Annotated in this window: 22 protein-coding genes, 1 tRNA gene and 1 pseudogene; 12 read left to right on the plus strand and 12 right to left on the minus strand. The window is 61.6% G+C overall.

What is annotated here, in order from left to right:
* The first annotated feature begins 241 nt into the window (after positions 1 to 241).
* Complete coding sequence (locus EN786_RS23620) at positions 242 to 1,816, plus strand: hypothetical protein (protein ID WP_127309825.1); 1,575 nt, start codon at positions 242 to 244, stop codon at positions 1,814 to 1,816.
* Positions 1,817 to 1,866: 50 nt separating this feature from the next.
* Here the strand turns inward: EN786_RS23620 and EN786_RS23625 are convergent, their stop codons facing one another.
* Entirely contained in the window at positions 1,867 to 2,076 is a 210-nt protein-coding gene (locus tag EN786_RS23625; RefSeq protein WP_127309826.1) for a hypothetical protein, read from the minus strand.
* A gap of 107 nt (positions 2,077 to 2,183) precedes the next feature.
* Here EN786_RS23625 and EN786_RS23630 point away from each other — a divergent pair, with 107 nt between their 5' ends.
* Genes EN786_RS23630 through EN786_RS23660 form a run of 7 tightly spaced genes read left to right on the plus strand, consistent with a single transcriptional unit; the run spans position 2,184 to position 9,695 of the window.
* On the plus strand, positions 2,184 to 2,978 hold the full coding sequence (locus EN786_RS23630) for a glycosyltransferase family 2 protein (protein ID WP_127309827.1): 795 nt from the start codon (positions 2,184 to 2,186) through the stop codon (positions 2,976 to 2,978).
* 5 nt (positions 2,979 to 2,983) lie between these two features.
* The gene (locus EN786_RS23635) at positions 2,984 to 4,129 is read left to right on the plus strand and encodes a glycosyltransferase family 4 protein (protein ID WP_135908905.1); all 1,146 of its coding nucleotides are present in this window, start codon (positions 2,984 to 2,986) and stop codon (positions 4,127 to 4,129) included.
* The gene (locus tag EN786_RS23640) at positions 4,126 to 6,105 is read left to right on the plus strand and encodes a hypothetical protein (protein WP_127309829.1); all 1,980 of its coding nucleotides are present in this window, start codon (positions 4,126 to 4,128) and stop codon (positions 6,103 to 6,105) included. The genes EN786_RS23635 and EN786_RS23640 overlap by 4 nt, the downstream gene beginning before the upstream one ends.
* The gene (locus tag EN786_RS23645; RefSeq protein WP_135908907.1) at positions 6,092 to 6,850 is read left to right on the plus strand and encodes a hypothetical protein; all 759 of its coding nucleotides are present in this window, start codon (positions 6,092 to 6,094) and stop codon (positions 6,848 to 6,850) included. The genes EN786_RS23640 and EN786_RS23645 overlap by 14 nt, the downstream gene beginning before the upstream one ends.
* A 14-nt stretch (positions 6,851 to 6,864) precedes the next feature.
* Positions 6,865 to 8,127, plus strand: a complete 1,263-nt coding sequence (locus EN786_RS23650) for a glycosyltransferase family 4 protein (RefSeq protein ID WP_127309831.1) — start codon at positions 6,865 to 6,867, stop codon at positions 8,125 to 8,127.
* 5 nt (positions 8,128 to 8,132) lie between these two features.
* Positions 8,133 to 9,467 (plus strand): hypothetical protein, encoded by a 1,335-nt coding sequence (locus EN786_RS23655; protein ID WP_135908909.1) that lies wholly within the window; start codon positions 8,133 to 8,135, stop codon positions 9,465 to 9,467.
* Between the two features lie 33 nt (positions 9,468 to 9,500).
* The gene (locus tag EN786_RS23660; RefSeq protein WP_127311949.1) at positions 9,501 to 9,695 is read left to right on the plus strand and encodes a hypothetical protein; all 195 of its coding nucleotides are present in this window, start codon (positions 9,501 to 9,503) and stop codon (positions 9,693 to 9,695) included.
* Positions 9,696 to 9,726: 31 nt separating this feature from the next.
* On the opposite strand, the gene EN786_RS23665 is transcribed toward EN786_RS23660, so the two are convergent.
* Positions 9,727 to 10,515 (minus strand): FkbM family methyltransferase, encoded by a 789-nt coding sequence (locus EN786_RS23665; RefSeq protein ID WP_127283936.1) that lies wholly within the window; start codon positions 10,513 to 10,515, stop codon positions 9,727 to 9,729.
* A gap of 827 nt (positions 10,516 to 11,342) precedes the next feature.
* Here EN786_RS23665 and EN786_RS23675 point away from each other — a divergent pair.
* Positions 11,343 to 12,203: a glycoside hydrolase family 16 protein gene (locus EN786_RS23675; RefSeq protein WP_187331226.1), complete on the plus strand. Its 861-nt coding sequence runs from the start codon at positions 11,343 to 11,345 to the stop codon at positions 12,201 to 12,203.
* A 154-nt stretch (positions 12,204 to 12,357) separates the two neighbouring features.
* A pseudogene (locus EN786_RS38710) lies at positions 12,358 to 12,492 on the plus strand (IS701 family transposase); the annotation flags it as partial.
* Positions 12,493 to 12,560: 68 nt separating this feature from the next.
* Here the strand turns inward: EN786_RS38710 and EN786_RS23680 are convergent.
* The 7 genes from EN786_RS23680 to EN786_RS23710 all read right to left on the minus strand — a co-directional run bounded on the left by EN786_RS23680 (position 12,561) and on the right by EN786_RS23710 (position 20,965).
* Entirely contained in the window at positions 12,561 to 13,739 is a 1,179-nt protein-coding gene (locus EN786_RS23680; protein ID WP_127283938.1) for an acyl-CoA dehydrogenase family protein, read from the minus strand.
* Positions 13,740 to 13,810: 71 nt separating this feature from the next.
* Positions 13,811 to 15,787, minus strand: a complete 1,977-nt coding sequence (locus EN786_RS23685) for a non-ribosomal peptide synthetase (protein WP_127310750.1) — start codon at positions 15,785 to 15,787, stop codon at positions 13,811 to 13,813.
* Between the two features lie 35 nt (positions 15,788 to 15,822).
* Complete coding sequence (locus tag EN786_RS23690) at positions 15,823 to 16,851, minus strand: thioesterase domain-containing protein (RefSeq protein WP_245478335.1); 1,029 nt, start codon at positions 16,849 to 16,851, stop codon at positions 15,823 to 15,825.
* A gap of 85 nt (positions 16,852 to 16,936) precedes the next feature.
* Positions 16,937 to 17,650 (minus strand): 4'-phosphopantetheinyl transferase superfamily protein, encoded by a 714-nt coding sequence (locus tag EN786_RS23695; RefSeq protein ID WP_245494497.1) that lies wholly within the window; start codon positions 17,648 to 17,650, stop codon positions 16,937 to 16,939.
* Positions 17,651 to 17,787: 137 nt separating this feature from the next.
* Positions 17,788 to 17,872: transfer RNA gene (locus tag EN786_RS23700), tRNA-Asn, on the minus strand.
* Positions 17,834 to 19,153, minus strand: a complete 1,320-nt coding sequence (locus EN786_RS23705) for a GNAT family N-acetyltransferase (protein WP_245478337.1) — start codon at positions 19,151 to 19,153, stop codon at positions 17,834 to 17,836. The genes EN786_RS23700 and EN786_RS23705 overlap by 39 nt, the downstream gene beginning before the upstream one ends.
* 63 nt (positions 19,154 to 19,216) lie before the next feature.
* Complete coding sequence (locus EN786_RS23710; RefSeq protein WP_127310752.1) at positions 19,217 to 20,965, minus strand: polysaccharide biosynthesis/export family protein; 1,749 nt, start codon at positions 20,963 to 20,965, stop codon at positions 19,217 to 19,219.
* A gap of 480 nt (positions 20,966 to 21,445) precedes the next feature.
* Here EN786_RS23710 and EN786_RS23715 point away from each other — a divergent pair, with 480 nt between their 5' ends.
* Both EN786_RS23715 and EN786_RS23725 read left to right on the plus strand, forming a co-directional pair.
* Positions 21,446 to 22,252 carry a response regulator transcription factor gene (locus EN786_RS23715; protein WP_127310753.1) on the plus strand — a complete coding sequence of 269 codons (807 nt, stop codon included), beginning with the start codon at positions 21,446 to 21,448 and terminating at the stop codon, positions 22,250 to 22,252.
* A 521-nt stretch (positions 22,253 to 22,773) separates the two neighbouring features.
* Positions 22,774 to 23,052: a hypothetical protein gene (locus EN786_RS23725; RefSeq protein WP_187331225.1), complete on the plus strand. Its 279-nt coding sequence runs from the start codon at positions 22,774 to 22,776 to the stop codon at positions 23,050 to 23,052.
* A 223-nt stretch (positions 23,053 to 23,275) separates the two neighbouring features.
* On the opposite strand, the gene EN786_RS23730 is transcribed toward EN786_RS23725, so the two are convergent.
* From EN786_RS23730 to EN786_RS23740, 3 genes are all read right to left on the minus strand, one after another.
* Positions 23,276 to 23,932: a response regulator transcription factor gene (locus EN786_RS23730; RefSeq protein WP_245478124.1), complete on the minus strand. Its 657-nt coding sequence runs from the start codon at positions 23,930 to 23,932 to the stop codon at positions 23,276 to 23,278.
* 467 nt (positions 23,933 to 24,399) lie between these two features.
* Entirely contained in the window at positions 24,400 to 25,101 is a 702-nt protein-coding gene (locus EN786_RS23735) for a Crp/Fnr family transcriptional regulator (protein ID WP_127309023.1), read from the minus strand.
* A gap of 405 nt (positions 25,102 to 25,506) precedes the next feature.
* Positions 25,507 to 25,731, minus strand: a complete 225-nt coding sequence (locus EN786_RS23740; protein WP_127309024.1) for a hypothetical protein — start codon at positions 25,729 to 25,731, stop codon at positions 25,507 to 25,509.
* Between the last annotated feature and the right edge of the window lie 425 nt (positions 25,732 to 26,156).

Here is a 26,156-nt window from a genome sequence, read left to right on the forward strand (position 1 = left end):
CCCGAAGGACTACCCCTTCTGACCTCGCACAGGCGAGCGTCGATCGGGCATAGTAGTGCCTGGCCGCTTCCAGCCGCTCGAGTGGGGACCCGTGCTGTCAGCCATCTCCCAAATCAAATGTTCGGCGAGTGTCCGAAACCGCAGCGGGTGGAAACCATCCTCGCGCTGCGGGGCGCGCTGCTGCTTTGTCATCGTGGAGTTGTGAGCTGGCGTCCTTTTGAAATCGGCTGCGAGAACAACAATGCGTATCTGCCTCAATCTCGATCCGTCCCGGCTACTGCGATGGCACCTCTGGCTGGCAGAAGCGCTTGCTGAAGTGCCTGGCAACGAAGTCTCCTGCGCTTTGGTGGCCGGCCGCCGGCCGCTGCCGTTAGTCTGCCGTCTGCTCCTCGAACTCGAAAGACTGGTCTATGGCCTTCGCGGGAAGAGCGCCGTCGACCCGGTAGACGCGGCGCTGCGGCGCCTGCCGCCGCCTCCGGCCGACCGGGTGGATGTGGTGATCGATGTGAGCGGGCTGGGATCGCTCCCGGCGGCGCGGCGCGTGCTCACTCCGGTATTCAACGGCGCACCCGGCGAGATCGGAGTCATGGCGGCCTGGGTGAACAATCAGGATCTTGTCGTCGAGCTGCACGACACGGCTCGCCCGTTGTGGCCGTGGACGGCGCGCCTGGCCAGCGCGGACCATGAAGTGCTGGCAATGAGGCTCGACAGCGCCCTTTCCTGCGCTGTGCCACTAATCCTCAAAGCCCTGCGCGAGGAAACCGGTTCAACTACGCACGGTATCTCCGGTCCACGGAAGGCAGTACCTTCATTTGGCGCGCTTTCGGCTCTGGCAAGGGCGACCGGCACGGTTGCATCGAAGGCGATCGGGGCTTTGGACATTCTGGCGAGGGGCGGTAGGATGTGGGGGATCGGCTGGCGCTTCGATGAGTCGGCGAGCCTGCTCGACAAAGGCGAAGCAGGCTTTCGGGTGCTCACGGGAAATGCCGACAGCTACCTTGCCGACCCGTTCCCGTTCCGGCACCAGGGGCAGGCTTTCATCTTTGTTGAGCAGTTCCTCTACTCGAGGAACCGGGGGTGCATTGCGGTCGTGGCAGTGAACCGGGATGGGACAGCCGGCGCCCCCCGGATCGTTGTGGAGGAACCGCATCACCTCTCGTACCCGTTCGTGTTCGAGCAGGATGGTCAGATCTGGATGATCCCTGAATCGGGGGCGGCCAGGAATGTCAGCCTCTACAGGGCAGTGGAATTTCCCTACCGGTGGACACGGGAGGCCTGCCTCATGGAAGGCATTGAGGGCTACGATACCACGCCGCTCTGCCACGAAGGGGGTTTTTGGTTTTTCGTCAGCCCAAGGCTGTGGAGGTCCACCGCCTGGGATACTCTCAGCCTCTACCATGCCGAGAGCCTGGCCGGGTCTTGGACGCCCCATGCTGCCAATCCCATTGTGATCGATGCCGGGCTCAGCCGCCCCGCCGGCGCCGTAATCCGACACGGCGGACGCGCGATGCGCCCAGTCCAAGACTGCGCGCGCGGCTATGGCGGCGCGGTGACATTCTGTCAGATCGATGCGCTCGGCGCGTCGGAATTTGCCCAGACCCCGGTCGGTCGCATTTGGTCCGGAGCCTTCGGGTGTCACACCTACAACCGCCGGTCCGGCTTGGAGGTGATCGACCTGTTCGGACATGTCCGGGGGTTGCGAGAGGTCACGACCGCTTATCGAGTGCTGGTACCGAACGCGCCGGTCTCCGGAGCGCGCGGAATCTCGGAGCCGTATGGGCAACTCGTTTCCCTGCCGGTCTCACGTCCGGATTAGCCACCCGCTGCAAAAGCGGTCGAGCGCATGGGATAGCCCAAAAGAGCTAATCATCTATTGTCTCTTTCTAACCATCCATCGTCCTTCCATTTCAGATCTTCGCCGGTAATGCTCGTATGCTCGTACAGCAACCAAAGCTTTAGGGGGCCACAAGCGCTCCAATAGGCGCACCAATCTTCTTTCAGCTCATCTTCATATTCGTTGTGGCCGGGGAGTCCGCATATGGTTGGATCAAACACATCCGTGTATGTGGCGCTCATTGGAGATGGCCCCTGCGGCTTGTCGCTGGCCGCGCACTTGCCTGCGCGTGGTGTGGCGCGCTTCCAGCGCGCCCTCTGGGTCCCGTCCTCGACCTCGCAGCACTGCCATGAATGAGCGCCTCGCCAGCAATCTCGCCCACGTCGGTGCCGTATCGCCGGCCGACCCGATTGATTTTGCCCTTCAGCCGGCACTGGCACTGCCTCGGGTGAGCTTCATCGTCCCGACGCTCAATGAAGCCGAGAACCTCCCCTGGCTTCTGCCGCGCATCCCCAACTGGGCGCATGAGGTCATTATCGTGGACGGTCGTTCGACTGACGACACGGTCGCGGTCGCGCGCCGCCTGCGCGAGGACGTGAAGGTCGTCATGGAGCCCCGGCGGGGCAAGGGCGCTGCATTGCAAGCGGGATTCCGGGCCGCCACAGGTGAGATCATCATCATGCTGGACGCCGACGGCTCCATGGTCCCGGAGGAGGCGATCGTCTTTGTCAGTGCGCTGATGGCTGGCGCAGATCTCGTTAAGGGTTCACGGTTTATCCAGGGCGCCGGCACCGACGACATGTCGCTATTCCGGATGTTCGGCAACAGGGGGCTGACCCTGTTCGTGCGGTTGCTCTATGGCGGTTGGTTCTCCGATCTATGCTACGGATACATAGCCTTCTGGACCAAGCACCTCGGCACGCTGAATTGCGACTGCGATGGGTTCGAGATAGAGACCCTCATCAACGTACGGGCCTTGAAGAGCCATCTCAACATCGTCGAGGTGCCGAGTTTCGAGGCTCCGCGCATCAGCGGTGTGAGCCATCTGCGCGCCCTCCCGGACGGCTGGCGCGTCCTCAAGACCATCCTGCGTGAGAGGGTGCACCAACAGCGGGGCGCGACAGCCCGTGCTGAGGGCGGGTAAGCCTGATGCGAATCTTGATGGTTGCCGCTCGCTGCTACCCCTTTATGGGCGGAACCGAAACTCACATCCAGGAGGTCGGTCCCCGCTTGGTGGCGCGTGGCCACGCGGTCGACGTGCTCACGACCGATCCCTCGGGGGAGCTGCCAGTCGAGGAGGAGGTGCGCGGCATGCATGTGCAGCGCGTACCGGCCTGGCCAAGGGAGCTGGATCTCTATGTGGCGCCGGGCATTTACACAGCGATCCGGCGCGGGACTTGGGATCTGATCCACTTCCAGGGCTACAGTTCTTTCGTGGTGCCGATCGGACTGCTCGCGGCCGTCCGCGGGCACGTGCCGTTCGTCCTGACCTTCCACAGCGGCGGGCATTCCTCCCGGTTGCGCAACGCAGTGCGCAGCACCCAGCACATGCTGCTCCGGCCGCTGGTCGCCCGGGCGGCGCGCCTGATCGGCGTCTCCGAATTCGAAGCCGACTTCTTCAGCGGGAGGATGGGCGTGCCGCGGGAGCGGTTTGTCGTCATCCCGAACGGCGCCGCAATGCCGGCTCCGAGCCCAGGCGTCAAGGTCGATCCGCACCTGATCGTCTCGGGCGGCAGGCTGGAGCGCTACAAGGGCCATCACCGGGCGATCGCGGCCTTGCCCGAACTGATCCGCCGGTTACCGGACGTGCGACTGCACATCGTCGGTACAGGCCCGTACGAGGGAGAATTGCGGCGCTTTGTCGGGACGCTCGGCCTCGAGAAGCGGGTCACGATTGCGGGTATTCCCGGGTCACAGCGGCAGAGAATGGCAGACCTCCTGGCAAGTGCCGGGCTATTCGTGCTGTTCAGCGAATACGAAGCCCACCCGGTCGCCGTGATGGAAGCCCTGTCGCTGCGCCGTCCGGTCCTCGTCACCGACACGTCCGGTCTGCGGGAACTGGCCGCCAATGGCCTGTGCCGGGCGATTGCGTGCAACGCCGGTCCGGCGGAGCTGACCGTCGCCATGGCCGAGGAACTGGAGGCCCATCGGGAGGTCCCGGATTTGGCGCTGCCCGACTGGGATGCCTGCGCGCAAGCGCTGAGCGACGTCTATCGTGATGTGCTGAGCAGCCGATCCACGGTCCGCTTGCCACCCGGACGCGTGACATCGTGGCCTCCCGCGACGATGGCATGATGCTGATGATGGCGGCTCATTTCACCGCGGGAACCAGGATTAGCCCGCTCAAGGCCGGGATACGGTTCATCTCGGCCATTATCGGTCCCGACCTTCGCGGCGGCAGCGCCGATGCCCCGCCGCAACGGGCTAGCTGCGGATGGATCGCGATTCTGGGCCTGACGGTCGCCACGGCTCTGCTCCTGGTCGTGGCCGGGCACGGAGCCGGGCGCCGGGGTTATGAGATGGCGCCGCTGCTCTTCTGCTCCGGTGTCATCCTCCTGGTCGTTCCGACCAGCCTCCGCATCGCCTGGCCGACGACAGCCCGGGGGGAGCGTCTGTGCCTCCTGTTCCTGCTTAGCGAAGCCTTGTTCTACTGCAAGAAGGTCTATTCCCCGACGAGCTTCAGCGGTTACGACGAGTACCTGCACTGGATCGCAACCCAGGATCTGATCACGGCCCGCCGTCTGTTCCTGTCCAATCCGCTTTTCCCGATTGGGCCAACGTATCCCGCCCTGGAGATCCTGACGACGGCGATCGTCGATCTGACGGGACTGTCCTTGGTTGTGGCGGGGACGCTCTTGCTTGTCATCCTCAAGGGCACGTTCATCGGTGCCCTGTTTCTGTTCCTCGAAAGCATCACCGGATCGCCGCGTATCTCGGCAATCGCCTGTCTGGTCTATATGGGCTGCTCAACCTTCTTCCTGTTCGACTCAAGTTTCTCCTACCAGAGCCTCGGCATCGTGCTTTGCGTGCTGACGTTTGCGGTCGAAGCAGCCCCTAATAATCTCGTCGGGCTATCGAGGCTGAAGTCGCTCGGGCTGGTTGGCTTGCTGTTGGCAAGCCTCGCGGTCACGCATCACCTCTCGGCCGCCTTCGCCGCCATCTATTTTGGAGCGCTGGCGGGCCTCGAGGCTTTGCGCCGGCACGACCCCCTGCGGTTCGAGGCCAGGATCGTCGTGAGCTTCACGGCGATCCTGGCCATCGCTCTGCCGTTCCTGTGGATGCAGTGGCGTGGCATCCCTCTCGCAGCCTATCTCGGCCCGGTTATCGGGGCCGGCCTCAACGCATTGCTCGCGAAGATCCTGGGCGCGGCCAGCCCAATGTCGGAACACCTCGGAGCGCCGGATAAGGCCCTCTACTTGCGGCTGACTACCTTGACGGCACTCCTGCTGTTGGCACTCGGCCTGGCAACGGGCTTCTTCCGGTCGTTGGCCATGGCGGCTCCGAGTGGTGGGCGGTCGGATTGGCGTCCGATTCAGGAGATTTTCCAACGCCGCTGGCGCGACAGTCGGCTCGTGCTCCTCACCTTGCTGGCCTTCGGGCTCCCCGTCTCAGTCGCCTTCCGACTGACCTCCGCCGGATGGGAAATCGGCAACCGCATGGCAACGTTCGTGTTCATCGGCGTCGGGCTGGTCGTCGCGGTGAGCATTGTCCACTTCTGGCAAGGCCGCACACCGCGCGGGTGGCGCCGCATCGCGCCGGCCCTCGCTGTAGCGGTTATCGTCCTGGGCGGCGTCGCAAGCGCTGCGATCAATCCGATCCATGGGCGCTACAGGGTGGCGGCAGATCAGGAATCAATCGAGCCCATGGGGATCGAAACGGCACGCTGGGTTAGGGAATGGCTCGGTGCCGGCAACCGCTTCACATCCGACCGCATCAACCGCCTTCTCCTTGCGGCCTACGGCCGGCAGGACGTCAGGGTCAGGATCAAAACGGGCGTCGATGCCGCGCGCATATTCGAGGCCGAGAATTTGGGGGCCGACGAGTTTTGGGCCTTGGCGGGGAGCGACATCGATTTCCTGCTGGTGGACCTGCGCCTGACCACGGCTCCGCCGGTGCTCGGCTCTAACTTTCAGCCGTGGCAACGGCACCAGGAAAAGCCGCTCTCGGGTGCAGCGCTGCTCAAGTTCAATCATATCCAGGGCGTCGCCCGCATCTACGACAACGGCTGGATCATGATCTATGACGTGAGGGGATTGCATGGGAATCCCTAGCAAGCGGGACCTTTGGGTCGCCTTTCTGTGGGCAGCAGCGACGGTGGCGGCCGTAGCGCTCAGCGACAATGTGTTCCTGCGTACCCTCCTGGGCGCGCCCATGGTGTTCCTCGTCTCGGGCCACTCGATTCTGCGGGCCATTGGCGTCCGGACCACCTCAGTGTTGCAACACCTCGCTTACGCGGTCGGGGCAAGCTTCGCCGCCGGCATCGCCGGGGGGTTTGCCCTCAACGCCGCAGACTACCTTACGCCGCTCGGCTGGGCGGCGTGGTTCTGGGCCGTGACAGCCGCCGCGGCACTGGTGGCCGCCATCCGCCGCGACACTCCCGACCTGCCAGCTTGGCCGGCTCGCACGCGGTTCCGGCTTTGGCAGGGGGTCGCGATCCTGTTGGCAATGTTTGTGGCAACCGGAGCCTATGCGCTGGCCGTCAGCGACGAAGCGGCCTACCGGGAATTCAAATACACCGAGTTCTGGTTGTTGCCGTCGATCAGTGGCGAGTCCGGCCGGATCACCGTCGGCATCAGGAGCGCCGAGACACAACCTCAAAACTTCGACGTCGAAATCACTCTTGATGGGCAACCGTTGGCGGTTCTCCGATCGATCGCCATCGCGCCGGGCGACACCTGGACGCGAGAAGTCCCGGTGCCGGCCCTGGCGACTCGCCAGACCGCCGAAGCCCGGCTCTATCGACCGGGGGACAACCGACTCTATCGCAGCGTTTCGACGCTGGTGCCGCGCATCTGAAACGAGGCTCGATCATGCGCATCCTGCTGCTATCGCAGTTCTATCCTCCGGTGATCGGCGGAGAGGAGCGGCACGTCCGCAATCTGGGCGCAGCGCTGGCGCGGCGGGGCCATCAGGTCAGCGTCGGGACCTTGATGCATCCTGGATCGCCCGAAACCGAACTGGACGGCGAGGTACGCGTCCATCGCCTGCGCGGCACGCTCCAGCGTCTGTCGGGCCTCCACGCCGATCCCGATCGCCGCCACGCACCGCCCTTCCCGGATCCCCATCTGGTGCTTGCCCTGCAGCGGCTGGTCGCCCGGGAGCAGCCGGACATCGTTCACGCCCATAACTGGATCTACGCGTCCTTCCTGCCGCTCAAAGGTCTGAGCGGGGCACGCCTCGTGGTTACGCTCCACGATTACGGCCTTGTCTGCGCCAAAAAGAATTTCATGCACTTGGGCGCCCAACTCTGCAGCGGCCCGGCGACGGCAAAGTGCCTGCCCTGTGCCACACGGCATTACGGAGCGGTGAAGGCAACCGCGACCACCTTGGGTAACTGGGCGACGAGCTTTGCCGCTCGGCGCGTGGTGGACCGCTTCATCGCGGTGAGCCACGCGGTCGCCGGTCACACCGGACTCACCCAAGGCCGCGCCCCCTACGACGTCATCCCCAACTTCGTGCCCGACGATGTCGAAGTGCTCGGCCCGGAAGATGCCTGCCTGCAGGGGCTTCCCGAGGATGGATTCATCCTGTTCGTCGGCGACCTGACACGCCTCAAGGGCATTGAAGTTCTCCTGCAAGCCTATGCCAGCCTGAAGCGGGCGCCGCAACTGGTGCTGGTCGGGCGCCGGGTCGCCGATACGCCAACCGAATTTCCGCCGAACGTTCGAATATTCAACATGTGGCCGCATTCCGCCATCATGCATGCATGGCGGCGCTCACTGTTCGGCGTGCTGCCGTCGGTGGGGCCAGAAGCCTGCGCGACAGTGATCATGGAAGCGATGGCGTCCGGAAAGGCAGTTGTTGCAACCGACATCGGCGGCATGCCGGATATCGTCAATCATGGCGAAACAGGCCTTCTCGTGCCGAGCGGCGACGCGCACGCCCTGGCCAGCGCGATGCAGACACTTCTCGATGACCGCGCCTTGCTCGCCCGCCTGGAGGCGACAGGCCTCGCCAGGATCGAGCGCCTCAAGGCCGGAGCGGTCGTGACCCGTATCGAGCAGGTGTACCGGGACGTCCTGCGCCCAGCCCCCGGAAGGTCCGCGGTGCCGGCACAGCAAGGTTCGGGATAGCAATGATGTCGGTAGACCAATCCGGGGCGGCCATTGCTCGCGTGCGCCGAGAGCTTCGAAAGAGCGCCGCGTTCGTGATGAATTCCGGCGCCATGGCAACCGGAACGGTTGCAGCGGCCGGTCTCGGATTCGTCTATTGGTGGCTCGCGGCGCGGCTGTTTCCACCGGAGGTGATCGGCAACACCTCTGCTCTACTGTCCGTGATGGGACTTATCGGCACGCTGGGGGAGGCGGGGCTCGGAACGATGCTGGTGGGCGAGATCGTCCGGAATCCCGGCAGGGAGCGCGGCCTGGTGGCCGCAGCACTGTGCTTCGGGCTGGCGCTGGGGGTCGGGCTGGCCTTCTTGTTCGTCTTCGGGCACGCGTATTTCAGCAGCTCTACCGAGCTGATCGGCGGCTGGTTCGTGGGCGTTGCGTTCGTCCTCGGCTGCGGTCTGACCGTTTTCGCCATCTTGGCCGACCAGGCGTTCCTGGGCAACCTGCGCGCCACCGGCAGGATGATCCGGCAAGTGCTTTTCTGCACGTTGAAGCTGATGTTCATCGCCACCGCCGCGATTGGCGGCTACACCTCCCATACCGCGCTTATTCTGAGCTGGGTGGCCGGACTTCTGGCGTCCATCATCGGCGTGGACCTGTTGACCCGGGGCGGTGCGCGTCGCCTCGTTGGGCCTCCCGATTTCCAGCTGCTCCGCACGCTGCGGGGCAAGGTCTTCGACCACTACGTGCTCGACGTGGCCTTGCAGGCTCCCGGCATCATCATGCCCTACGTCGTGCTCGTTCTCCTGTCTCCGGCCATCAATGCCGCTTTCGTATCCCTATGGATGCTGGTCACCATCGCCTCGTTGATTCCCGCGGCCATGGCCACGGTCCTGTTCCCCGTGGTGAGAGCGAGCCCGAAACAATCCAGACACGACATCCTTCTATCGGTGATGGCGTCATTGCTCTTTTCGCTGGTCTGCGCCGTTTTCATCTTCACCTATTCACAGAAGATCCTTGCGGTCTTCAATCCGGCCTATGCTGAGATCGCCGGTTCGAGCCTGCGCTTCCTTGGCTTCAGCCTGCTGGGAACAACGCTTAAATTTCATGCCTGCACGCTGGCGCGGTTGGGCGACAGGATGCGCAAGGCATCTCGCTGGTTCGCGCTTGGCGGATTGCTGGAGCTGGGCTTGGTGATAGCTGGAGCGAGGCTCGGTGGACTTGAAGGCCTAGTCCTGGGCTGGACGCTCGCCACCAGCATCGAGGGCGTGTGCGCGGCCCTGACTTTGGCCTTCGCAATAAAATTTGATTCTGCCGCAGGCCCCGTGCACGAAGAGTCGCCCCCGTCGCCGCTCCAGACTTGAAAGACGGGATCGCGTTGTCAGGACCCGCTTGAGATGCTCGAACGCGCAAGCCTGAGCGCCGCGGCCGAAGCCTCAATTGCCGAAAGTGATGTCATGACGCTGCCGGCGCGAAGGGCTGCGGTCCGCAAGCAGCTCGATGTGATGCTGGATGGCGTCAAGTCGGTGCGCGCCGCGCTTGAGGATTTCTATGCCAAGGCGCTGCCGAGGCGGCCATGGAAGTCGCGATGAAATTCTCGGACGCTGATGCGCGATTCCTCCGTCACTCAGAAGTACGATGAAGGGGAAGAAACAGCACATCGGCAGATTTGGTACCGGTTGTTCTGGCCTCAATCTCGGATTGGCTTGCCTTTCGGCGCCCGGTCCGGGTCAGCCAGTATGCCTCGTATCCGTTATCCGACAAGAGGCGCAGGACTACCAAAACCGACGCCCCGAACTTGTTCAATCCCTGGTCGGAAAGTTCGACGAACAGGGCCGGCCGGGCGAACCTCAGGATCTCGATCATGCCCTGAAGCGCCAGCAGTTCGGCGCCCTGCACATCGATTTTCACGAGCGCCGGGCGCCGGGGTCCCTTGTCCGCGAGCAGCCCGTCGAGCGTCACGGCGGTGACCGGCACGCCGGTGCCGTTCCGGGAAAGCTTGTGGTCGGACGGGTAAAGCGGGTTGATTTCGAGAAAGGTCGTGCCGGGCTCAGCGGCGGCGACCACCCTCAGCGCCTCAACGCGGCCAAGGAAACCCGCGCGCTCGAGCGCGGAAATCAGGCCGCTGTAATTCTGATCCTCCGGCTCGATGGCGATCACTTTTCCGCCATCGCCGACCCATTCAGCAAAACGGAGCGTGAAGAAGCCGACATTGGCGCCGACATCGATGACCAGCGATCCGCCTGGCACGAATTCCCTGAGCTGATCGATCGGGCCTGCTTCAAAATACCTTTTGTAGAGGGGATAAAGCGCAAGATAGGCGCGGTGGAAAATCGGAAGACCCTGCAGGCCGAGCTTGGCGGTCAGCACATACAGCTTGATAGCCGAATCTCTTAGTAAAGCTATGAGCATTCAGGAACCATCCAATGACACCGATGCAGGATTTGTTGGCTGTGGCTTGTCGAGGGGCCCGCTCGGAGAGAGGGGGCCCGCTCGGACGGCGGCATCGCAACGATCATCGTTCAGTTCTGCAAACTTTATCACTCGATCAAGGTCTGATCGCGGGGATAAAGAGGTACCACTCGAGGATCAGCATCGACACGCCGCCCCAAGACCACCTGGCTGGATAATGCCGCCACCGCCACAAGCAGGAGGTTTCCCAACTACAAACATCATCAGGAGCATTTCCTCCCATCACCGGCTGGCGTGGCACAGCTCGGAAAACCATTGCTTGGTCCCGGCGAACAGCTTCGCTGAGTGCGCTTCCGAGCGGAGCCCAGTGACCAAAAAAACGCGGTCTGGTTCGCCCGCAAATGAGGCATGTGGCGACATTCAACGGCGACCGACGGACGGACCGCTACGTTTATGGCTTCCTCACAACGGCGCCGAACGAGCCGTTTCATCCCAAGGCTATGCCGTGATCACACCGCGGATGAGGAGTGCGACGCTTGGATGTGCCGTGCGACATGGGATGAGGCGAAGGCGTTGCAGCGGTCGGATAATGCGCGGCGAAGACCAAGAGGGTAGGGCAGTAGCGTTAAAGCGACTGATACCTCTATAACCTCGTGCCCTATGGTCGCATCGAGGCCCACCTGCCGCGCCGCAATATAGTCGGGGTATCCTCTCATTGTCGACTATCCAGTCCTTGTCGTTTCGCTTTAAGATTGGCTGTGACATCGATGAGCGGTGGCGACCATTGCAATCGCATCTTGGTCAAGCCCTCGTTACGAGAGGGCAATATGAAGAGTATATCGAAGTACATTTCTGTCACAACGCTCATGATCGTCTCGTGCGACACCAGTGGTGGAGGCGGTGGGTCGTCGCTGCCACCGCCAACTGGGTACACTACCAGTCAGCTGATATTCGAGGACACCTTCGCCGGGCATTCGCTCGACTCCACGAAGTGGATACCGGCGATCGCGGACCAGAACGGTATCTGGCAGCAGAGCGTGCCATCGCCGTACTCCGCGATGAACGCTGGTGGGTTCGACGCCGAGTACTTCGACCCGGCTCAGATCAGCACTGGCCCATCAGGCTTGAAGATCGTTGCGACGAGAAGCAACCGGTTCGCCGGGTACGCGTGGAAGTCCGGCGCTATCTGCACGCACGGCAAGTTTTCGTTTGCCGGTGGCTACGCCCAGATACGCATGAAGCAACCGGACGTCAGCACTGGCGGATGGCCAGGCTTCTGGCATCTCGAGGGCGGGGCCGAGATCGACACGCAGGAGGGCGGGTTCCTCCACGGCTCCGGGTCGGCCAACGGAGTGCTGGCAAAGTCGGCCAACCGAGTGCTGGCAAACGCTTTGTTGGCTGCCACCAACGAGCAGCGGTTCTTCGATGCTGGTGTGGACCTGTCGGCCGACTACCACGTCTGGGGCATGGAGTACAAACCGGGCGTGTCGATCAAGTTCTTTTTCGATGGTGTGCTCAAGCGAACCGTCACTACGAACGTGCCGACCGGTGCCATGACCCTGCTCATCAGTCTGAGTATTGCCAACAGCAGCGCGTCTGGCTGGCACACGGCCTACGACAGTTCGACCCCGGCAACGCTCGAACTGGAGGTGACCGACGTTCAGGTCTACCGCCTGAGCATGAACTGACAGCATTGTGGGGTGACGACACGAAAGTGAGCGTTACGCACCGCACGATAGAACGGAGCAGGAAACTAAGAGGCGAGCAGCGAGACGGGCCGGCGCAGCGGCCGCAAGCCGTCGGTGGGCGCCGGATCGGCGCCCCAGGCGTGACGTCGTAGTCCGCTCCTGGCGGGGCCTGCATCGACAGGCGCTCATGACAATGACCGCTTATCCTTTCCTCCAGCGCCGCCTGAGTGCGGGTGGGGGAAAAAAGAACAGCCGAAAGACCCCATCAGCCAACCCTACCCGCCGTTCCGAAGAGCCCTTAACGCGGCCATCTTACAATCAACGCCAGGGAGCGATGTCCTCACTGCCGCATTGGGCTCACGACAACGATGCGACCACCTCCAGCATTACCTCCGTGGCGCCGCCGCTGATGGATATGGCGCGGGCGTCACGCGCCATGCGCTCGATCGGGCTCTCGCGCATGAGGCCCATGGCGCCGTGGAACTGCACGCAGGTGTACATGACCTCGTTGACGAGTTCGCCGCAGATGGCCTTCACCATCGAGACCTCGCGCAGGCAATCTTCGTCCGCCGCCATGCGCCAAGCGGTGGCATAGAGAAACTGGCGGCTCGCCTCTACTTTCGCAGACAGCATCGCGAGGCGTTCACGGATCGCCTGCATGTCCCATAGCACGCCCCCGAATGCGCGGCGCGCTTTTACCCAGGCGAGGGTCATATCGATCGCCGCATCGGCCGCGCCTATCGCCATGCCGCCGAGGACAAGGCGCTCGTTCTGGAGGTTGCTGATGATGGAGTAGAAGCCCTGTCCCTCCGCGCCAAGCACGTTCTCGGCGGGGACAAGGCAACCGTCGAAGACGAGCTCGGCAGTGTCGGATGAGCGCCAGCCGTGCTTGTCCATCTCGCGGGCAACGCTAAAGCCAGGCGTGCCCTTCTCGACGAGGAACATCGTGATCCCGTGCATTCCCGCCGAGGGATCGGTCTTGGCGGCGACGCAGTAGAGATCCGCGTGGACGCCGTTCGTGATGTAGAGCTTCGTGCCGTCGAGGACGTAAAAGTCCCCCTCTCGGCGGGCACGCGTGCGGATTTCCTTCACATCCGAGCCCGCATCTGGCTCAGTGATGGCGAGCGCGGTGATCACCTCGCCGCTGACAATGCCTGGCATCCAGCGGGTCCGCTGGGCTTTGGTCCCATCGCGAAAGACATGCACGGAAGCCATGTCGGTATGGACCAGTGTCGCGTCGGCGAAGCCGCCATAGGTCGAGCGCCCGAGTTCCTCGGCGAAGATCGTCGATGCGACCGCGTCCATCTCCGCACCACCGTACTCGGCCGGGTAGCGGATGCCGAGGAAGCCGAGTTCGCCCATGCGTCGCAGGATCGGACGGGGAATGAACCCGTCTTCCTCCCAGCGATCTGCAACGGGTTTGATCTCCTCCTCGACGAACCGGCGCACCTGGTCACGTAAGAGTTCGTACTCCCCCGCCGCCCAAGGCAGGCCCGGCCCGCGCCCCGGTTCCCATCCTTTGTCCATCGTCTTCATCCGCTCTGCCATGCCAGCGCAAGAACTTCCGTGGGATTGGTCCCCCAGCCATTCGGAGGCCTTGCGGCAAGCTAGAATTCGATTTCCTCTCTCGGTCCTTCCGAGACTAAAGGGGCTCTCGACTCGGCCACCCAATGCATTCCGTCGATCACTTCCGCCAGTCCGGTCACGGTCGGGCGCTCGAAGAGGTTGCGAAGCTGCACGTCGACGCCGAAGGTCTCTCGCATGCGCGCCACCGCCCGCATCACCAGGAGCGAGTGCACGCCCAGGCCGAAGAAGTTGTCGTCACGGCCGATCGACTCGACCTTCAGAAGATCGCACCACAGCGCGGCCAGCCTCTTTTCGGTCTCCGTCGAGGGGGCAGCGAAATCTTGTGCAGGCTGGATGTTTTTCGCCGTCGGCTCGGGAAGCGCCGAGCGGTCGATCTTGCCGTTGGATGTGAGCGGCATCCGTTCGAGGCGAACATAGTGCGTCGGAATCATGGACTCCAGGAGTTGCTCGGCGAGGTGGGCGCGCAGCTCCGCCACCGTCAGGGGTTTCGACGATACATAGTAGGCCACAAGCCGTGCGATGCCGTCTGTCGCTGGTGTCACCACCGTGGCGGCGATGGCAGCGACAGCGCATTCCTGGACGTGCGGGTGCTTCAGAAGACGAGCTTCAATCTCGCCCAGTTCGACACGCGCGCCACCAACCTTCACCTGATGATCGGCGCGGCCGAGAAAGTCCAGGCGCCCTTCCGAATTCCAGCGGGCGAGATCGCCCGTCTTGTACAGCCGCAGCCTCGAAAACCCATCTTGGGGATCGGCGACCGTGAGGAAACGTGCGTCGGTGAGGTCGGGGCGATTGAAATAACCTCTTGCGAGACCGTCGCCGGCGATGAACATCTCGCCGATAATGCCGGAGGCGGTGGGCTGATGTGCGTTGTCGAGGACATAGATGCCTGCATTGGCGGCCGGGACGCCGATCGGCACCGATGCGGAATGATCCCGGTCGATGTCGAAACGGTGGATCATGCAGCCCACAGTGGCTTCGGTTGGTCCGTACTCGTTGTAGATCTCGACAGGACCGGGGATGGCCTTCGTGATAGAGCGAGCCAATTCGGTCTTGAAGTCCTCGCCACCCACGATGAACTTGCGCAGCCTTGTGGTCTCGAGATTGCGGTCGCGGACCATCGCGAGGTGCGCCGGCGTCAGCTTCATGATGTCGACGGCATTGTCGTCGATGACCTTGAGCACGACCATGCTCTGGATTCCGGGATCACCCAGATAGACCACGATTCGGCCGCCGGTGATGAGTGGCGTGAAGAGCGTTGTGACGGTCAGGTCGAAGGCCAGGGATGAGAAAAGGGGCCATGCGAGACGTTCACCGGAACTGTACACCCGAGCGGCCCACCAGATATAGTTCACCAGGTTCCGGTGCTCGATCACGACGCCCTTAGGCGTGCCGGTCGAGCCGGAGGTGAAGATGATATAGGCGGCGCCGTCCGGAGTGGCCGCGGACGGCCGGGCCGAGTCCGGCTGATTCAAAATCGATCCGAAATCGGCGTCGAGCACGAAAATGTCGGCAATGTTCGGGGAAATGACCGACTGCAGGCGCGTCTGAGTGATCGCCACCGGCGCCCGCCCGTCGGTCCCGTCGGCAATGTCCTTCAGGATTGTCGCGAGACGCCCCTTCGGTGTTGCCGCGTCCACCGGCACATAGGCTGCGCCTGACTTCAAGACGCCTAAGATCGCGACGACGACTTCAATGGAGTGCTCCATGAACACAACGGCAATCCGACCCGGTCCCACGCCGATCGAGCTCAGATGCGTGGCCATCTGGTCAGATCGTTCGTCGAGTTGCCGGTACGTCAGCGTTGCGTCGCCGAAGCGGATCGCTTCAGCGTCAGGACTGCGCGTCGCCTGGTCGCGGAAGAGATCAATGATCGTCCTGTCCGACGGGTAAGGCGCTGCCGTGGCGTTGTACTCGACAACCAGCGCCCGACGATCGGGACCTTTCAACAAGGGGCGCGCAACGCCCTCCGCCGCGATAGGTAGGACTTCATTCATGAGATACGCTCCCCATTGCAGAAATCAAAAATCAATCACGTCAATCGCTCAGCCTTTCGGGTTGCCTTGCGATAAAGCTCTGCGATGGCAGATGCGTCCGGCTCCTCCAGCATATGGCTATCGTTGCAGTCGTCGGGCCCGAAATAAAACTCGGCTTGGGGCATCACTCGAAGCCATTGGCGCGGTGCCGCACCCGATCGCATCCAGGCCTTGTTTGGAAGGAATATGCATACTCGACCCGAATACGGGGTGGGGATGTACCGCCGCAAAGCCGTGATCGCCGTGGATTTGAGTCGAGCTCTGCTCGCTAGCACCGGATCTGACGTGACAGGCTCTTTGCTTTTGCGGACGGGGAGCACTAGGGCGCCGACGCGCCCGCCAAGGTTCCGGAGACGCCTGCCGAAATACCGGAGACGAGCGCCGAATGTCGGCAGCTTTGCTATCTCTCGCAGGGACGAATCGGCGGTGCGACTGGCAAAGAAATACAGCTGATGCAGCAATTGCTTAAAGATGATGGGATGAAGGGGGCCAAAGAGCGCCATGCACGGGACCTCCGCTCCGCGTTGATGCAGGATTTTCGCCAGCTCGAGAGCGGTTGCGGCGCCGGAGCAGTAGCCGGCGATGATGTACGGACCGGTGGGCTGATATGCGACGATCTGGCGGGCGAAATACTCGGCGATATCTTCGACGCGTTCCATCGGTTCGCTCTGCCCGTCGAAGCCAGACGGTTGGAGTGCGTAGAACGGTTGATCGCCACCCAGGTGCTTCGACAGGTCCGAGAATGAGAAGGGCGCCCCGATATGCCCGGGCACGGCATAAATGGGCGTGCGTGTTCCGCGAGACTGCAGGGGAATGATTGCTGGCTGTTGCCGGGCTGCCGCAGTGGCCATGTTCAGAAACGCGATGATTTCGCCCTTCCGGTCACGCAACTGGTCGGAAGACTCGGCAGTCAGTGCGCCAGCTGGCGCGTTGCACCGCAGCCGGCCGCCCTCTACCCAGACCTTGATGTCCTTGACCGCGAGGTCTGCGAGAAGCTCTGGGATCTGCATCACGTCCGCCGACATAGGGCCTCTCGAGTTGGTTGACCTCATCGCTCATCCGCATTGCATCGTAAGTGAATGATGGCATCGCGGGCACTTCAATTTCGGACTACCAATTCTGGACTACTACCGTCCCCACGTAGCCAGGTTTCGGCACGAAGCTATGGACAGCCCAATCCCTTTCAACCCAGGAAAGGGGCTGTCCTAAGCCGCACCCCAGAGCCTTGGAGATAGCCTCCAGCCGGGTCCAGCGCCGGAGGAAACCTTCCAACCGGTCTTCCGGACCGAGGGCGGTGTAGGACCCATACTCGGAGGCGGAGAAGCAGAGCGCTGCGATCTCGTCCGCTTCGGGCACGGGGAGAACGGCCTCGATGTCCACCCCGATATCCTGCCTGGTCGAGAGGGCGACGACCGCGAGATCTCCGGATCGTGAGACGCTGAAGCGCAGATCGCGAGCAGGCATGCGGTGCGAGAGGTGTGGCTTGCCTTGGCGTCCATATTCCAGTTCGACGTCGGACGGCGCGATTCCCAGCCTGGAAGCGAGGATCCGGCGCAGCTGCCCACGGGTCGCGACAAAGCGGCGGCGGTCCCGCTCCAGCCTCAACCCCTCGGCGCGCCGGCGTTCCTCTTCGCTGAGCCAAATGCCTATCTCGCGGATGACGATCTGCTCAGCATCGAGGATGAACGCCAGGAGCTGCAAACCATCATTCTCGAGAATCGGCACTATGATCTCGGATCCCAGCTTGGCCGAGACAGCAGGAAAACGGTTCGCGCCCAATGCGCCATGGCGATCGTCCCCGCCCGCGCCAGGAAATTGTATCAAGTTGAGCTCAGGGCAGCAGTCAGAAGACATAGGTGGATGCCGATCGCTTGGAGCGCTCACGCGCACAAGTGCAACTCTTTCCAAACGGGAGCCGAAAGGCCCCTGTTCAACGACTTGATATGCTGCCTCTAGATCTATGGCTCCAGCGGTAGGGGTCGAACCTACAAGCCTCGCGGCGTCGCATTAACTGTGCGGTGCGTCTACCAATTCCGCCACGCTGAAACATAGATTAGAGAGCCTATCGCGCGAACAGGTGCTCTGATACCGAGTTGAACCGGATACGCGCTGTGCTTCAAACAGCCGCTCTTTCATGTTCGTAGCTACGGTCCCCAGCACCCGCCTGGCACCGCGCAGCTTTGCCTCGATGCGGCGCTCCGGACCGTCCCTGCCTATTGCGATCCACTTCAAAGGATGTTCCGCATTGGCCAGGCGGGACTTGTGCCCCGAGAAGCCTGCCAGAAAATCGTAGCCGCACTCCCCGCGCCCGATGCTGTCCTCGATGGCCAGAACATGGCTGACAAGCCCGGGCTTGAGCCGGCCGTCGCGCTCATAGAGAAAACCGCTTTGGTAGTTGTAGACACGGCCGTCATGCACGAAATTGTAGAGGATCCCGATTGTCTGGTCCCCAGCCAAAGTCCGTGAGATGCGGACGGCCCCGGTGGGAACTCCGCGTGCAATGAGCTCCTCGTGAAATCGACGGAAGCTCGGATGGGCGAAGGCTCCCTTGCGTCCCCACCGCACCTGATGAAGCTCGGCGAGCAAATCAAACGCGGCGAGCGCCTCCGATGTGGCTTCCATGGTCCGGAACGAAATGGGGCCGCGTTCAGCATACAGCCGCATGGCGCGGCTTACCGCTTGCCGAGTATTGCGGCCCAATGTGGCGCGGAAATTTCCGCCTTTCTGGCGGACTTTGGCGAAATCGATCCACCGCGCCATATCGTCCGCCCTCACATCGGCAAGCAGCCCGGCTCGGCCCGCGGTGCGACAGGCGGCCAACTCAAAGTCCGGATCAATTCCGGAGAGCACCAATTGGTCAGAGTGGCGCAAGTGATGCGCCAGGGCCTCAAGGCACGCCAACCTCGTGGCATCGGCCAGGGATCGCTCCGCAAGAATATTGTTGTACTCGATGAATAATCGATCGAAACGAACGTCTCCGGTTTCATTGAGTAGCCAACGCGCCCGCGCATGCAGCCCGAAACTCCAGGTCTTGCGCCGGCAAATAATCGCCAATCCAACGGTCCTGCTTGACGTCCGAGCGACCAGAACATGTGGTTGCGCGCCGCGCGGCAGATGACGTAGCCAAGTACCGATCCAGAGCCAGGACAGGTAGAATGAGTGACTTGCCCGCGCTTCGAGCTCCGTCCAAATGGTCTCGAGCCTCGCGATGTCCCGCATCGTCTCCACTGTAACGTCAATAGCTGTATCCTGGCTCATGGCCGGTTCTACTGAAGTTTGTGGCAATGATGCCAAGGATATCCCCATTGCGCCCTGCTGCTCAGCCATGGAGTACTCGGAGTCTGTCTTGTTTGGCGAAGTCTCGTATCGCCAGCGCGAGAAGTGAAGTCCCTATTCCTGACTACTCAAGGCGGGCACTGCGCGGTCAGCACCTCCATCTTTGGAAGCGCTCGCGGCGACCGGCGAGCTCGCGGCGGTCGGCGACGAGCCCAAAACCGTCAGTTCCTCTTCGCCCACGAGGATATTGACGAGGTCGCCTGGCTGCAACAGGGTCATGCCGACCGACTTGATGCTGACCGGCCCGGATGCCGATTGCCGCACGATTTGATAGGTTACGCTGCTCGCGTCCGTCGCCAACTGGGCGCTGCTCCCCGGCAACGCGTAGAGGACGCCTTCGCTGGAGTTCAACTCGCGCAAATTGGTCGCGATCTGGCTCTCCGTGGACTCGATCTCAACCTCCAGATCGTTCGCAAGGTCGGCCCGGGTCCTTAGCGCCTCGGCCTCAAGTGAGGCGAGGCGCTGCTTGGCCATCGCGTACTGGTTGAGGGCGTCCTGCCGACGCTGTTCCGCGTCGGAGAGTTCGCTCCGGACCTGATCCATCACCGTCATGCTGACGACGTTGCGGTCCACGAGCGTGCGCATGCTGTTGACGCGGTCCTGGCGCAGCTTGACGAGTTCGTCGAGCGACTCCATGTGCCCATACGTGGTAACATCCTGCTTTGCCGCCTCCAGCGCACCCCTAATCGTGCGCTCGCGCTCTTTGCGGGCGGTGGCAATGGCCTTGCGCCGGTCGCTCTGCTCGTTGACGAGGTTGGCGGCTTCGGTCTCGCCAGCCAACTCCAGCAACTGGCGCGGGATCTTGGGTTCCGTACCGTCGCGCTCGGCTTTCAGAACCGCCGTGCGGGCGAGCAACTTCGACATTTGATCGATCGCCCCGCTCCGCTTCTGGGTTTCGCGCACGGCTTCGATCTTCTGCCACGGCTGGCTGTCGCCCCGGTCGAGTCCGCCGGCCAGCGCGATGGCGTGCAGGATCGTCATGCCGGGCGCGTACTTAAACGAGCCTGGATTCTTGACCGGCCCCAGTACGTAGATGGGCGAGCGCTCCAGTGGCAGGATGTCGACCAACCCCTTGCGGCCCAGCAATTGGCCGAAGATTTCCGCTGAGTCAGCCTGTACTTGTCGCGTCGACCGATTGGCGACCGGAATGGAGCCAAGCAAGGGCACGGAAATCGTGCCGTCCTCTTGGACAACATACTCGCCGCTCAGTTCCGGACGCTGCACGATGCCGCGCAGGGCAGAGGCCGAGGACCCGTCCCCCCATTTGTCTTCCTCGACGTCGACGCGCTCGTAGAACACAACCTTGAGACGATCGCCGACGCTGAACAGACTTCCGGTTGGCAGGTCTGGCGCCGTGCTGACCGCTTTGGGGCGCGCGGCACTGGTGGGGACGGCAGGTACGACGCTCCCTTCGACCAAAGTCGCCTTCGGCGCATCCGGTCCCGACACGATTGCGCGGGAAGGTTCGGAGGTGGTTTGAACCGGTTGATCTTGGGGTTCATCTTTCCAGCTGTCGATAGCAGCTGACGCCTTCTGCACAAGGGCTCCGGAGACATCCCCAACCCTCTGCGCCAACGCTTCGGAGACAGCCCCGGCCTTCTGCACCAGCGCAACCGAGACATCCTCGACCTTCTGTGTCACGCCTCCGGAAGCAACCTGGATGGCCTCCCAGTGTCTGACTGCGCCTCCTCCCAGGACGGTGACTCCGGAGAGCCCAACGACAAGCAGGATGGCCTTCACTCCCATGCGGCCAGCCGCCGGTGACAAGGGAGAGACAGGTTCGGAATTGTCATCTTTGGCCATGGCGCGTGGCTTTCACCTTTTCAATGGTGGCAATCCCCTCCCGAACTGGTCGAGGCACGGGTCGTCGACGAGCAAGGCTCTCTGTTATCGTGATCCTTCACCGCCTGCGGCACAACTATCCCTTTGTGGGCACTCCTTCCGGATAAGCACCACTTTTGGCGAACTCGTCCAATGAGCAGATTGCTGCGAGGGATCACTCCTGCCGCTTATGGGCCGCGGCTCCCGCTCGGCACGCGGCAGCCGCACCGTGGGAAAACCAAGCCCGGCAAGCACTGCCGCGCGTCGAAAACCGCGATGGTGCAGGTCCGCTGCCCGCTCTATATGCCCTGTGCCAAGCCACTGGTTTCAGAAACCCGGGCAGGCTCGACAAGCGGCCCTACGCCTAATGAGGGTATTTTGGGGTAGGGTTTCCCTAGCGTACCTTCAAAAAATGGGCGGTTGGCGCATCGAGCGCTTACCCGACGTGTTGGGGAAGTTACGATGACAAAACAATCTTGTATGACAGTGCTTGTCGGGCCAAGCGAGTTACTCCGAGAAGGCCTTAGTAGAATCCTCGATGAAGCAAAATTTCGTATCATTTTCTCCGTGGCTTGCGTTCACGATCTTCTGCAGAAGCCACTACCCCAACACAGGCCCATCCTGCTCGTCATGGATGTCGGCGGTACCGATGCAGATGCTGAATTCGCACAAATTACTGATTTTAAAGCGATTTATCCGAACAGCCACGTCGTTGCGCTAGCCGACCACTCTCGATCGAGCGATATAGTTTCAGCTTTTCGTGCGGGGGCTGACGCATATTTGACAAAGGCCGCTGCTGCCGACACTTTCGTCAAAGCGCTCGAATTGGTTATGCTTGGTCAGACGGTTCTACCGGTGGAACCCTCGTCGTTTATTCGAGATATCAGGCAAGACGTGAAATATGATGCGTTGACTAATGATTTGACCGGCGTGGATATAAAAATTGAGAATGTAGAACGAGAACTATCAATTTTATCAACCAGGGAAAAATGTATTCTGCGCTGCTTAATCGAAGGGGAGTCTAACAAGACAATCGCGCGCGAGATTAGAATTGCCGAAGCTACGGTGAAAGTGCATGTCAAAGCAATCCTTCGCAAGATTCGGGTTCGCAACCGTACGCAGGCTGCGGTTTGGGCGATGAACCATGGTGTGCTCACTCCCGCGTCGTCAGGCAACGAAAAGATGGAAACTCAGCCCTCTCGCTATCCGCAAGATCTATTTGAAGCACAAAAGGGGTACCGCTTTATCGAGAACGCTCATCCCGTGTAACCCGCTATATTCGGGTTGATGCATTCCCCCTCAAAAAGATGCGGTGGAGACGGATCGCGATGGTGCGCATTTAACCCTCTCCAGGTTCGATGCCAGCGGAGGTCAACCAACTGGCCTGGAATGTCTTCCGCGATCATCTATGCTCGAATTGGGACGGCAACCTCCGCCAGCCGAATGCATACGTGCCGCTCACGGCCAGCGTGCGGGAACGCAAGATCGGACGCAGCGCGCCAAGGACTGGCTCGACCGCCAGACCTTCGTCGGGCTTGCGAGATTGCGCGACGCAGCCGAGCATTTCGCCGGGGCTTTCACGCTTCGGAAAGCCAGAATTCTTTGCGGGTTTCGCGCCAGAAACTAACAGTGGATCATGGAGTGAAAGGGCTTTGAACGTATCCGGCGATCTGCTAACAAACTTGCCTGTCGTCGTCCGGCGAAACAGTCATTTACAGGTAAGATAGGCACGGAATCAGCGATCCAAGCCAACGTATTTTTGCCGATGCGTTCTGAGGGAATTGACTAAGGTGGGCCAAGCTGCACTTGCACCTGGATTTTCGCTCAACGAAGCTCGAATCGGAACGGTCGAGGGGGGAGAATCCGGCCTTCTTGTTTGGAAATTTGGCCAGTTGGTTGCTGTCCTCACCCGGATCGACGAGGAAGCCTATTCCACGAAGGGAAAATGGTTCCTCGAGACGGGCTTCGGATTGCTGAGCGGGCAGCACAAGAACTTCGACACGATCGAGGAAGCCGTAAGCTGGGTCGGCAAGTACACCTTCCCTAGCGCCGCCAACTCTGCAGATTGATCGGCGGATTCCAAAACACCAGGCCTCCAGGCTCTCAGGAGCCCTCAAGACTCCGGCGCAATGTCAGCCGCGGCCGAGCTCGGCGTGCGGCCCACGGACGTTACCCGTAGCGTTCCGGGGTCAGATGATTTTTGAGCTGGACGCGCGGACGCTCCGTTCCAGCGGCAACCCTGCATGTCGGCTCAGGGTCCACTGGAACGGGAGGTTGTTCTATCCAACACGGTCACTTCTCGGCCAGCGTTCCTTCCGCGAAGAGATCGTTGACCTTGTAGGCGACTTCCGTGCGGTTGGTCGCCTTCAGTTTCTTCATGATATTTCGGATATGCACCTTCACGGTGCTTTCGCGCAGGTTCAGTTCGTAGGCGATGATCTTGTTCGCCTTACCGCGCCGGAGCGCCTGCGCTACTTCGGCCTGCCTGAGCGTGAACATTCCGGTAAAAGGCTGCGTGTCGCGGCTGCCTGAATCTATCAGATGCCGCATGGAGAGAACGCTGCTCGCCGGAACGAAGATGCCTCCGGCTGCCGCAAGGTTGATCGCCTCGACGCAGACATCGATCCCCACGGAGGTCGGAATGTAACCTCGCGCGCCGCATTCGAGAGCCGTCAGGATCTGTGTCAGCTCTTCGTTGTCGGCCAGGATGACCAAGGGGATTGATTTGAACTCGGACGATATGTGCCTGATCTCGTCCGCTATACCACGATCGGTGACCTTCCGGCCGCCGAGGTTGAAGAGTATGGCGACAAGCGGAGGGGCCGAGCCCTTCTTCGTACGCCATTCTTCGATTGAACCCATGGCGGCGACCGCCATGCCGAGTTCGTGCTCTACAAGGGCCGATGCTAGACACTCGCGGTCTAAGGCCCTGCCATCCAAGATGAGCAGGCATTCCCTGCTGGAGGCATTTTCGGTTCCGTTGGCTGGAACTCGCGGCTGATTGGCCGAAGCATAATTAGACAGTCCTACTGCGGTACTCATACTACCCACCCTTTCCCACACCGAGCCGCCTTCCGGCGGCCGACATAAACTCCTTGTCCTCTAGATTTGGAAGGTGATCCCCAACCCTACGCCAAAAGTTGACGCTCTTTTGCCCTAAGCCCTGGCGTCCTTGGCAGTTTCCCGGTTTGCCCCCGAAGAAACGGCTTGGGTAGTTTAGAACCAAATTATTAGGGGTCTCTAACATAGGTTAATTTTTAGTAAATTTCTGGTCGAAAGGCCTGCGCTGAGATGGGCTCTCGATGCATCGCAATTTGCTGCAAAAGGGGAGACATGGTCAGCCCGATGCACTGTGGCCTGGCGCCACGGGGAGGCAAGCCACGAGAATAAGACTAGGCCGTAGCGGGAGAGAAACCCTACCGCAGGTACTCATTGTCGAACCCGGCAACCTTGACCAGATTCTTGCGGTTGAGGATTTCCACATGGCCTGCCTTGAAAGAGACGAGATCGGCCTTGCGAAGTTCGCTCAATGTCCGGTTCACATGAACCGTGGTCATTCCGAGGATGTCTGCCAGCTCGTGCTGAGTGAGGGGGCACTCGTATCTGCCATGGGCAGATAGGCCAACGGAGGACAGCCTCTCTTCCAATTCGAGCAGGAAATGAGCAGTGCGGCTCATCGCATTGCGCCGCCCGACATTCACCAGATGTTCGGCAAGGATGGCATTCAGGCGAGCGAGCGAGCAAGCGATCTTGTTGCCGAAGCTGCCCCCCGACAGAATGCGCTCGACGAGCACCTTCCTGGAAACCTCATGAACCGCCAGTTCCGTTATCGACGCCAGCGATGCGAAACGGGGTCCGTCGACGGAACGGAAGCCGACAACGTCTCCCCACAGCGGAGTGTCGATGATCTGCCGTTCTCCGTCCAGCAGCCCGCGGTAGAGCAGGGCCCAACCCGATTTCACGATGAATATTGTGTCGTCGTCATCATCCTGGCGGCACAGGACCGAGTGGGGTTTGTAGATCTTGGCGGTGCCGAGAAAATCATTGTTCGCCCACTCGTTCTTGGACGATGTTTCCCCCGAATGATGTGACCCTATGAACTGCGACAGCGTCTGCATGGAGACCCGCGAGTTTGTTTCAATTTATGCACAACCTACAATAGTTGCTTTCAAAAGGCCAGCTGTACACAACTTTGTGTGTTCTGGCCTTGCCGATGCATCGTGCCCCACCCGCCGCGCAAATCAGCCAATTGCATCAACGCTGCGCCGAACTTCAAAGTTCCGCATCCGGCATGGATGCGGGTCGAAAATGACTTTTTCCGCTTTGGCGATTGCGCGGCCCATCCGAGGAAGGCGGTGACTACCCGGCGCGCGGGCGCCGCGCGGCGAACACGCCGCGGCCTGTTCCCGGATAAGTTGAGAGGCAAGCGGGCTCCGCCTTAGGGCAGGCGTCGATGGCATCGACGGGACAGCAGGGTCACCTCGTCCGCCGGCTTCGCGGACGCCGCCCGTGAAGTCCAAGTCTCAGGCGTTTCCTTTGGGATTGGCGTCACGCAGCCACTGCGTCTCCAGGGCCGTTCCGTCGGCCCGGATCACCGTTTCGAAGGCGTCGATCAGTCTTTTGGCGGCTCTGCTTGCAATGTGTGACTCCGGGTATCTGGCCTTCACCTCCCGGGCGCGGTCGTAGACTTCCTTGAGCTGCCGGAGTTGCTTGGCTCGCAGCGCACCCTGCATGACCTGGCCGGTCATATCGTTTCTCCTCCTCCTCTCGGAACGCGAAGCAACCCGTGGACCGCCCGTGTGCTTGTGTCCTCCCAGCCGGCATCCAGCCAGCAAGGCAGCTTACATCGTGCCGAGGTCTCCAGCACATTGACCCCGCTTAAGCTTTAGTACGTATCGTCAGCCCGGCCGTGCGCAGGCTCATTCGGAAGGAGTATCGGCTGCCATCCTACTGCCGTGGGATGTCCAGCTACGTCCTTTGGCTTCCTTGTCCGGGCCCCTGGTCTGCCGAAGTAGGGGGGTGTGAAACACAGGCAGCCTGACGACATCCAACCCGCGACTTGTGCGAGAAAGGCCGAGCGACCATGCAGGTCTCGATTCCGGGACTGACAGGGTGCGCTGCCATCTTGATTGTCGCTTACTATTCCCGCGGCATGTTGGTCATCGGACTGATT

The organism is Mesorhizobium sp. M4B.F.Ca.ET.143.01.1.1 (assembly GCF_004792275.1).
GTDB classification, from domain to species: Bacteria; Pseudomonadota; Alphaproteobacteria; order Rhizobiales; family Rhizobiaceae; genus Mesorhizobium; species Mesorhizobium abyssinicae.